This is a genomic window from Marinobacter algicola DG893, from assembly GCF_000170835.1.
Lineage (GTDB): Bacteria > Pseudomonadota > Gammaproteobacteria > Pseudomonadales > Oleiphilaceae > Marinobacter > Marinobacter algicola.
In genome coordinates, this window is sequence record NZ_ABCP01000069.1 from 1 (window position 1) to 9,398 (window position 9,398).

General features: G+C 58.9%; 8 protein-coding genes. 4 read left to right on the top strand and 4 right to left on the bottom strand.

Going from position 1 to position 9,398, the window contains the following annotated elements:
• Both nadD and MDG893_RS19810 read right to left on the bottom strand, forming a co-directional pair.
• Window positions 1-624: nicotinate-nucleotide adenylyltransferase (gene nadD / locus MDG893_RS19805; protein ID WP_040474824.1), on the bottom strand; the 624-nt coding region annotated here is incomplete at its 3' end.
• Window positions 625-630: 6 nt separating this feature from the next.
• Window positions 631-1,887, bottom strand: a complete 1,257-nt coding sequence (locus MDG893_RS19810; RefSeq protein ID WP_007155624.1) for a glutamate-5-semialdehyde dehydrogenase — start codon at window positions 1,885-1,887, stop codon at window positions 631-633.
• Window positions 1,888-2,066: 179 nt separating this feature from the next.
• Between MDG893_RS19810 and MDG893_RS19815 the strand changes: the two genes are divergently transcribed.
• Genes MDG893_RS19815 through MDG893_RS19825 form a run of 3 tightly spaced genes read left to right on the top strand, consistent with a single transcriptional unit; the run spans window position 2,067 to window position 5,523 of the window.
• Complete coding sequence (locus MDG893_RS19815) at window positions 2,067-3,077, top strand: GGDEF domain-containing protein (protein ID WP_007155625.1); 1,011 nt, start codon at window positions 2,067-2,069, stop codon at window positions 3,075-3,077.
• Window positions 3,074-4,072, top strand: coding sequence for a GGDEF domain-containing protein (locus tag MDG893_RS19820; protein WP_007155626.1), 999 nt, complete (start codon window positions 3,074-3,076; stop codon window positions 4,070-4,072). The genes MDG893_RS19815 and MDG893_RS19820 overlap by 4 nt, the downstream gene beginning before the upstream one ends.
• Window positions 4,069-5,523, top strand: a complete 1,455-nt coding sequence (locus MDG893_RS19825) for a bifunctional DedA family/phosphatase PAP2 family protein (protein ID WP_007155627.1) — start codon at window positions 4,069-4,071, stop codon at window positions 5,521-5,523. The genes MDG893_RS19820 and MDG893_RS19825 overlap by 4 nt, the downstream gene beginning before the upstream one ends.
• Window positions 5,524-5,533: 10 nt before the next feature.
• Here the strand turns inward: MDG893_RS19825 and MDG893_RS19830 are convergent, their stop codons facing one another.
• Complete coding sequence (locus MDG893_RS19830; RefSeq protein ID WP_007155628.1) at window positions 5,534-6,112, bottom strand: LON peptidase substrate-binding domain-containing protein; 579 nt, start codon at window positions 6,110-6,112, stop codon at window positions 5,534-5,536.
• Window positions 6,113-6,168: 56 nt separating this feature from the next.
• Window positions 6,169-7,425, bottom strand: coding sequence for an HDOD domain-containing protein (locus MDG893_RS19835; protein WP_007155629.1), 1,257 nt, complete (start codon window positions 7,423-7,425; stop codon window positions 6,169-6,171).
• Between the two features lie 145 nt (window positions 7,426-7,570).
• On the opposite strand from MDG893_RS19835, the gene ilvD reads away from it, so the two are divergent.
• Window positions 7,571-9,398 (top strand): dihydroxy-acid dehydratase (ilvD, locus tag MDG893_RS19840; protein WP_007155630.1); only part of this gene is annotated, 1,828 nt, incomplete at its 3' end.

The window sequence follows — 9,398 nt, forward strand, 5'->3', positions numbered from 1 at the left end:
CGTAAGTCCCTGGCGCTGAATTTCCCGCCACACCAGATCGGGCAGGAGGTAACGGGGGGAGAGGCCGGAAAGAATCCGATCGCGAATACCGGTGGCGGAGATATCAAGCAACGGTGGGTCGAGTTGCAGGATGTGGCCACAAGGCGCGCTGAACAAGGCCTCTACACGCTCGACTGAGCGTTGGCTCAACAATTGCGCTGGTACGCCATCCGATGCCAGACCCGGTCCCGGCCGTTGCACAACGACAATGTGTGCCAGTTCGGGAATTCGCTCCCATTCCTGCCAGCGGTCGAAACCGGCGAAAGAATCCGTACCCAAAACCATGGCGAGCGGCTCGTCGGGACCGATCTCCGCCCTCAGTTGGGTCAACGTCTCCGCGGTGTAGGACGCGCCTTCCCGCCCCAACTCCCGGTCATCCAGAGTCAGCCCGGGCTCGCCAGCAATAGCCAGTTCCAGCAGGGCCAGACGCTGTGCGCTCGTGGCACCCGGCACATCACGATGAGGAGGCACGTGGCAGGGCATCAAAGCCACTCTCGCCACCCCCAACCGCTCCCTTAGCTCGACTGCGAGCCGCAGGTGGCCGTGATGTATCGGGTCGAAGGTTCCGCCATAGATCACATGCATGCGCAATCAGGTCCGGATATGGCCGTCGCCAAACACCACGTACTTCTGCGATGTCAGACCTTCAAGGCCAACTGGCCCACGAGCGTGAATCTTATCTGTGGAGATGCCGATTTCAGCACCTAGGCCATATTCGAAACCGTCTGCAAAACGGGTCGAAGCATTGACCATGACGGAGCTGGAGTCCACTTCCGTCATGAATCGGCGGGCCCGGGTATAGTTTTCCGTGACAATGCTGTCGGTATGCTGAGAGCTGTAACGATTGATATGTTCGATCGCGCCATCAAGCCCGTCGACCACCTTTACCGCAAGCACCGGGGCCAGGTATTCCGTGCCCCAGTCGTCCTCAGTGGCACGAACAACATCGGGAAGAATGTCCATTGTCTGCGGACAACCTCTGAGCTCCACACCTTTGTCCCGGAAGGCGTCCGCCAGCAATGGCAGAATATCAGCCGCGATTTCCTGGTCCACCAGCAGTGTTTCCATGGTATTGCAGGTGCCGTACCGCTGAGTTTTGGAGTTCACCGCTATGCTCAGGGCTTTTTCGGGATCAGCATGACTGTCGATATACACGTGGCAGATACCATCGAGGTGCTTGATCACAGGTACGCGCGCATCACGACTGATGCGCTCGATCAGGCCCTTACCACCTCTTGGGACTATCACATCCACAAACCGGGGCATGGTGATCAATTCGCCAACGGCTTCCCTGTCGGTGGTTTTCACAACCTGTACCGCACTTTCTGGCAGACCCGATTCCTTTAACCCCCTGGCCAGGCAGGCCGCAATGGCCTGATTGGAATGAATGGCCTCGGAGCCGCCCCGCAAAATAGTGGCGTTTCCAGACTTCAGGCAAAGGCTGGCAGCCTCCACGGTCACGTTGGGCCGGGATTCGTAAATGATACCGATAACACCCAACGGCACACGCATGCGCCCCACCTGTATGCCCGAGGGGCGATACGTCATATCGGTAATTTCGCCAATCGGGTCCGGCAACGAGGCCACCTGGCGCAGCCCCTCAATCATTGTATCGATGCGCTCCGGGGTCAGCTCCAGCCGGTCCAGCATCGCCGCTTCCAGGCCGCTGGCACGGCCACCCTCCAGATCCCTGGCATTGGCTGCGGCAAGCTCATCACGCGCAGCATCCAGAGCCTCGGCCGTTGCCAGCAACGCCTGGTTGCGAACAGCCGTTGTGGAACGCGCCACCGCCGTCGCGGCCTGCCGTGCCTGCTGCCCAACCTCTGCCATATAAGCTGCAATATCCATCCGATTACCTTTCAATGTTTAAACCGATTGTGCGAATCAGGGCCTAACTTTACCTTTCCCGTTTCAAGTACGCATCCCAAGTGATTATTATACCGTCCTGAGACACTTTATTCCGCGGGTCATTGAACAAAACCTGCTGTATGCTTTAAAACACAGACGCCCGGGAGAGGACGGATACCATGGCCCAGATGGCCGAAAAATTCCTGTTGAGCCGCCTGTCGAGAACTGGATTCCTGATCCTGATCGCCATTGCCGCGTTTGCAGTGATCCAACGGGAGACGCTGACAGCGATCACTGCCATTGTCGCCGCAGCACTGGTCTTAAGCGGCAACACCTTTCACCCCGGACGCTCTCGACAACCCTGGCCCGCGATCCATCGGCTGCTTTTTGCGGCACTGCTGTCGCTTTTGGCCACCAGCCTCTGGACAGGGCCCTGGAGCCTGACCCACTGGCTTTACGTAGCACCATTGGTCGGCTTTGCCCTGCTGCCCGTCACCTGGGCGGCGGCCATTACCGCGCTCTGCGCCGTTCTTGCGATGTCTGCCACCCATTGGTCCGCCGGATTGCCCGAACGCCACCAGATGCTCAGCGCACTGCTGCTGACCGTTATGCTTTCGGGCCTGCTGGTATTCCTGCGTGAATATAAGTCGCGACAACTTGCGCCCCTGCGCCGGACCGACGAACTGACCCAAGCCGCCAGCCGTGAATACCTGACGGCTGATCTGCACAAGGAAATCCAACGCGGTGAACGGGAAGGCACCGATATGTCGGTGATCATGATCGGCCTGGACACCCATCTTAGCGACAGCGACCCGGATGCCGACATACGCTCCATCCTGCCACGGATCGGCCGTTATCTGCACTCCCAGCTGCGGGATTTCGACACCTACTACCGGGTAGCAGACCTGCAATTCCTGATTATCCTGCCAGGTATTCCCACGGCAGAGGCAGCATCACTGGCGGAGACGATCCGTAAAGGATTACGCACCCTGCTTGCCTCCCACCAACTGCATCTGACGGTCAGTGCGGGAATAGCCGGCCTGAATATCGGCGATGATGCCGACAGCTTGCAGCAATCCGCTGCCAATGCTTTGCGGCGAGCCCAACAACAAGGGGGCGACCGCGCCCAGTCCTACAGTACCTGGACACACACATCGCCTCCACCCCGGACGGAAGGGCCGGCGTTATGACTGAAACCCGCTTGAGAAGTTTTACCCATCTGGCCGGTTATGCGTTTGCCAGTTTTTTCATTGCCAGCCTGGCGTTCCAGAACCTTCGTTACGGATTTTATGATTTGTTCTTCCTGGCCGCCGGAATGGCCTTGCTGACGGTCGCAGGCGCTGGCTATACCTTCATCTGTCGCCGCCGCCAGTTGTCGGCGCCGGGGCATCTCATTATTCTGACGGCTCTGAACAGTGGGTTGGTGGCAGCCATGTTTGCCCTTGACCCGCCCGGCATCAGTCATTGGGTTATGCCCCTGGTTGTGCTGAATCTGCTGATCCTTCCGCTGCGACAGGGGCTGATCCTTTCCCTGTTGCTGCTGGTCGCCCTGGCGCTCTTCTTGCTCCTGTCATCCCCCATGATGTACGCCGTAACCATCAGTTCAGGGGTGTTTGCGCTGGTCGCGGTGGCCGCGCTTTATATCTGGCACTACGACCACATGGCACAATCGGCAGAAGATCTCGCCATTACCGATCCGGTAACCGGCGCCCACAACGCGCGCTTCCTGGACGAAACCCTGCAAAAGGAGATTTCCCGGGCAATCGCCATGTCGCATTCCCTGTCGGTGATTTCCCTGGCCATTGATTACGCCGAGGAAGCCGAAGACCTACACGGTCAGGCCGGCATGCAGCGGCTGCTCAGGGATCTCACCCAACACCTGTTTGACGTTATCCGCGCTGGCGATACCCTTTACACGCTTGAAGATGGGGAGTTTTTCCTGATCCTGCCCTTCACCCCGGAAGAAGGTGTACGCGTCATCGCCGAACGGATTCGACGGACCATCGCAGAACAGAACTGGCCTCTGGCCGGAAAAGTGACTGTCAGCCTCGGCTGCACCACCCGAGCCAGCACCGACACCCGCACAGCGGACCTGCGAAAGCGGGTCAGGCATGCGTTGGAGGAAGCCCGCAAACGCGGCGCCGATTCGGTGTGGTACAGCCAGGGAGATGTTCGCCCATCATGATGCCGGAGTGGCTACAGTCACTGACCGACTGGTTGTCAACCAACCCAGGCTGGCTGTCAGCGGCGTTGTTCCTCACAGCATTCCTCGAGTCTCTCGCCTTTGCGGGCATCCTTATCCCCGGGGTCGCCATCCTGTTCGCCGTGGCGGTGCTGTCTGGCCAGGTGGCCATACCGGTAGCCGAAGTCCTGTTTTGGGCTGGCGCCGGCGCCGTTGCTGGCGACGGCATCAGCTTCGCCCTCGGCAGACTGTTCCAGGGACGCCTGGACAGGCTGTGGCCACTGAATCGTTTCCCGGGTTTCATCGGCAAAGGCGAGGCCTTCTTCCATCGTCACGGCGGCAAAAGCGTCGTTATCGGGCGCTTCGTGGGCCCGATACGGCCGATCATTCCGCTCATCGCTGGCGCGTTTATGATGCCCTGGAGACGGTTCCTGGCCTTCAACCTGTCATCGGCTGTAGCCTGGGCGCCAGTCTATATATTGCCGGGGTATCTGGTTGGCAGCGCCCTGGCCAGCGAGTTCGAACCACCTGCTCACTTCTACCCCGTCATCGCAATCAGTGCCGCAATACTGCTGGTGATTTACCTGTTGCTTTTCCGCTTCCAGCTTGGTCTTGGACACGGCAGCCAGCTCTACCTGTGGTTGGCACGCCTCACGGCCCGCTACGATTCGACCCACCGCTTCTGGCGCCTGTATACCAGTCAGCGGCCCGCGCAGGCTGGTGAGTTTCCCCTGCCGTCATTGTCGCTGGCACTGGGAGCCGGGGCCCTGTTTATGATCTGGGGCCAACTGGCCACCGCCACCCAACTGCTGGCGCCGTTTGATAACCTGACCCTGCAGTGGTTTTCTCAGCTGCGGACCCCGCTGCTGGATCCGGTAATGATCCTGCTAACGCTTCTCGGGGATCCGCCGGTACTGCTGGCAGCAGCTGCATTGAGCGCCCTGGCCCTTTACTTTCGCGGTTACTACGCCGCCGCCATCCACGTGGCGGGAGCAGCACTGCTCACGACCGTGCTGGTCTGGGGCTTCAAATACCTGACCGCGATACCACGGCCGGATGTTGTCTTCGGACCTCCGGATTCAGGTGCTTTCCCCAGTGGCCACGCCACCGGCGTCACCGTTCTCTCTACCCTGGCAGCAAGCTTTATAGCCAGGGAAAGCCGGAATATCAGACGCTGGCGCTACTACCTACTTTTCAGCATTCCCATTATCCTTGGCGCGCTAAGCCGACTTTACCTGGGCGTTCACTGGTTTACCGATGTCGTGGCGGGGGTGTTTCTGGGGCTATCCATCTGCGGGTTCGTCAGGGCCAGCTATAGCCGCTACGACAACGTCCCACTGGCAGCGGACGGAACGTTATTGATGGCGGGGTGGGGATGGCTCGCCTTCGTGGCCTGGTATATAACGACTCAATGGTCAGACGCGATTCAGCTCTACAGTGTCACCGCTTCGTAGCAACCGTTTTTCAGCTTTCTTCCAGCGCTTCCAGCAACCCCAACAGACGCTCCAGGCGTTCCAGGGGCGCCTGGAGTTCCACCAGCCGCTGCTTTTCCTGCTTGTCCAGTGGTAGTAACTCAGTCAGCCGCCAGCCCACATCCCTGGCGTCGTCGAAGTCTACGTCCATATCCAGCTCCCGGACGACCGGATGGCGGAACAACGCTTTCAACACTGAGGGTAGTTCCGCGAAACGCTCAGGAACAGGCGTTTGTTCCTCCGCCAGCAGGCACTCCACGTCCCCAACATTCAGTCCGTCCGGCTGTTGCCAGGAACGCACCACCGTTACCTTGTCCTTGCCTTCAACCGTAATACCCAACAACCCGTTATCCATCTGCTGGAAATCAATAATGCGAACATAGGTGCCGATATCGTAGAAAGCCACCGATTTGCCCGTTTCCAGACCTTCCCGAAGCAGCACGACCACAAATCCCCGATCTTCCTTGAGGCAACGGGTGAGCATATCGATGTATCTGGGCTCGAACAGCTGCAGGGGAATCCGTCCCCCGGGCAGCACAACAGAGTTCAGCGGGAAAAGAGGTACATTCATTGTTGGTATTGTCACCAGTAAACGGGCTCCAGAGGAATGACGACCCTGTCATATCCTCAATGAATTGAAAGCAGGCGATGAACTTCATCCACCCTTGCACGGGCTTCCGTCAGCAGTTGCAGGCTTTTGGACGCGTTCAGCTCAAGCTCACCAAGGCGACGATAGGCAGGCACCTCGTCAAACGGTGGCAGGGCACTGTTCTGACTGGCCCCAATCATCGCATGCAACTGGGCGACAATCACGATGTCCACCAGCTGGGGAGAGGATTCCCGGCACTCATATCCCCAGTCCTCTGCATGCCTTGTCGCCTCCAGAAAGCTGCCAGGGAACGACCAGCTTTCCAGAATCGCGGTTCCCACATCAGCCCTGAGTTCGCCGATGGCATGCTCAAGATTGGCCTGGTCGGCAAACAGGTTAACGTGATGCTCCGCCTGCACCAGCACCGGCACGACTCCGATATCGTGCAACAGCCCCGCGAGCAACGCCTCTTCCGGGTTGATGGAAGTCGCACTATCCGCGAGCACCCAACACAGTGCCGCCATCTCACGGGAATGGCGCCAGAGTTTGTCCATTTCCTTTTGCAGCGACGCCTGCCTGGTTTTAAACACCTCGCGCATCGAAAACACCGTAACCAATTGGCGCGTGGTACGCATGCCCAACCGGATAACGGCTTCGCGAACATTGCGAACGTCGCTGAACCCGCGGTACAGGGGGCTGTTGCAGGCCCGAACCAGTTTGGCGGCCATGGACGGGTCCGCCGAGATGGCACTGGCAACCTGATCCGCCGTGGAATCTTCTCGGTCTACGGTCCTGCGCACTTTCCAGGCCACATCCGGCACACTGGGCAGGGTCAACTGATTGGAACGCAGCTCGGCATAAAACTCCATCAGCAGATGGTGTTCTTCGCTGCTCTCATCGCCAACCCCGTCACCGGAATCCATTTCCACCTGTGGCACCGGTGCGGCCCGCAATAGCTGGTTGAGGATGTCCTGCTGAATCACCAGGAATTCGCTCGCCTTGATGGCGGTCACGTTGTACATCCGGGGCTGCAGTCGGGCAATGGGATTAATAGCCTTGTCGGTATCGGCCTCTATGGTGGACTTGCGACCGTCAATAGACTCCAACTCTACACTGCCGTGGATCAGGAATATGTCCAGACCATCCCGCACGCCGCGCTCCACCACTCGCTGACCCGGGCCGTGGGTTCTTCTCTCCGCCCGACTTGCGAGCAAAACCAACTGGTCATCCGTCAACCGGTTCAAGGGTTGAAACTGTTTGAGACGACGCAGAGGCAGGCTTTCCTGGCCAGCCATAGGACTACTCCTCGATCAGTTATTCGTTCGTTCTGTTACACATTGTAAGCGCGGAATCTCAAAACAACCATGCGATCAAGGGGTAATCTGGTATCCTCTTGCGTTCCATTTTCCGACCCAGTTGAAGAAGAGAGACCAGACAACCATGCCCCAGTATCGTTCGCGGACATCCACCGCAGGCCGCAATATGGCTGGCGCACGTGCTCTTTGGCGCGCCACCGGCATGAAGAATGAAGACTTTGGCAAACCCATCATCGCTGTTGCCAACTCCTTTACCCAGTTCGTTCCCGGCCATGTACACCTCAAGGATCTGGGGCAGTTGGTCTGCCGGGAAATCGAACAAGCCGGCGGCGTTGCCAAGGAATTCAACACCATTGCCGTGGACGACGGCATTGCGATGGGGCACGACGGGATGCTGTATTCCCTGCCCTCCCGCGAGATCATCGCCGACTCCGTGGAATACATGGTCAACGCCCACTGCGCTGATGCCCTGGTCTGCATCTCCAACTGCGACAAGATCACCCCGGGGATGCTGATGGCCGCCATGCGCCTGAACATTCCCGCCATTTTCGTCTCCGGTGGTCCCATGGAAGCCGGTAAGACCAAGCTCTCGGAACACAAACTCGACCTTGTGGACGCCATGGTCATCGCCGCCGACCCGAATGCGGATGACGAAACCGTCGCCGAGTACGAACGCAGTGCCTGCCCTACCTGTGGCTCCTGTTCCGGCATGTTTACAGCCAACTCCATGAACTGCCTCACCGAAGCCATTGGCCTGGCTTTGCCCGGGAATGGCTCAATGCTCGCTACCCACTCGGACCGCGAAGCCCTGTTCCTGAAAGCCGGAAGACAGATTGTGGAGAATGCCCGCCGCTATTACGAGGATGACGACGCCAGTGTGTTGCCTTTGAGCATTGCCTCAATGGAAGCATTCGAGAACGCCATGGTGATGGACATCGCCATGGGCGGCTCCACCAACACCATCCTGCATTTGCTGGCAGCGGCTCAGGAAGGCGGCGTACCGTTTACTCTCAATGAGATTGACCAGTTGTCCCGCCGGGTACCCCAACTTTGCAAGGTAGCACCGAATTCCCCCAAGTATCATATGGAGGACGTTCACCGCGCAGGTGGCATCATGGGCATCCTCGGCGAGCTGGAACGGGGCGGATTGATCAACACCGACCTGCCCACTGTGCACAGCAAGACCATGCGTGAGGCCCTGAAAACCTGGGACATCATGCAGGAGCCCACCTCTGAAGTGGTCGAGTTCTACAAGGCCGGCCCTGCTGGCATCCCCACTCAGACAGCCTTCAGCCAGAGCACTCGCTGGCCCTCCCTCGACGGCGACCGCGAGACAGGTTGCATTCGTTCCGTTGAAAACGCCTACTCCTCGGAAGGCGGCCTGGCCGTTCTGTTTGGCAATATTGCCCTGGATGGCTGCGTGGTCAAGACGGCCGGCGTGGACGAGAGCATCTACGTCTTCGAAGGCAAGGCACGGGTATTCGAAAGCCAGGATACCGCGGTCGAAGGCATCCTCAACGACGAGGTCCAGCCTGGAGAGGTGGTGATTATTCGCTACGAAGGCCCTCAGGGCGGCCCAGGTATGCAGGAAATGCTCTATCCCACCAGTTACCTGAAGTCCAAGGGGCTGGGTAAAGAGTGTGCCCTGCTGACTGACGGCCGCTTCTCCGGTGGCACCTCTGGGCTTTCCATTGGCCATGCCTCCCCTGAGGCGGCTGCAGGCGGCGCCATTGGGTTGATTGAGAACGGTGACCTGATCCGTATCGACATTCCCAACCGGTCCATCAACGTGGAGATAGACCAGAACGAACTCGATCGTCGACGTGACGAGCGGAATGAGAAAGGCTGGAAGCCCGAGTTGTCGCGACCGCGCAAAGTCTCGGCAGCACTGAAGGCTTATGCGTTGCTGGCAACCAGCGCTGACAAAGGCGCGGTCAGAAATCTTGAAAAGT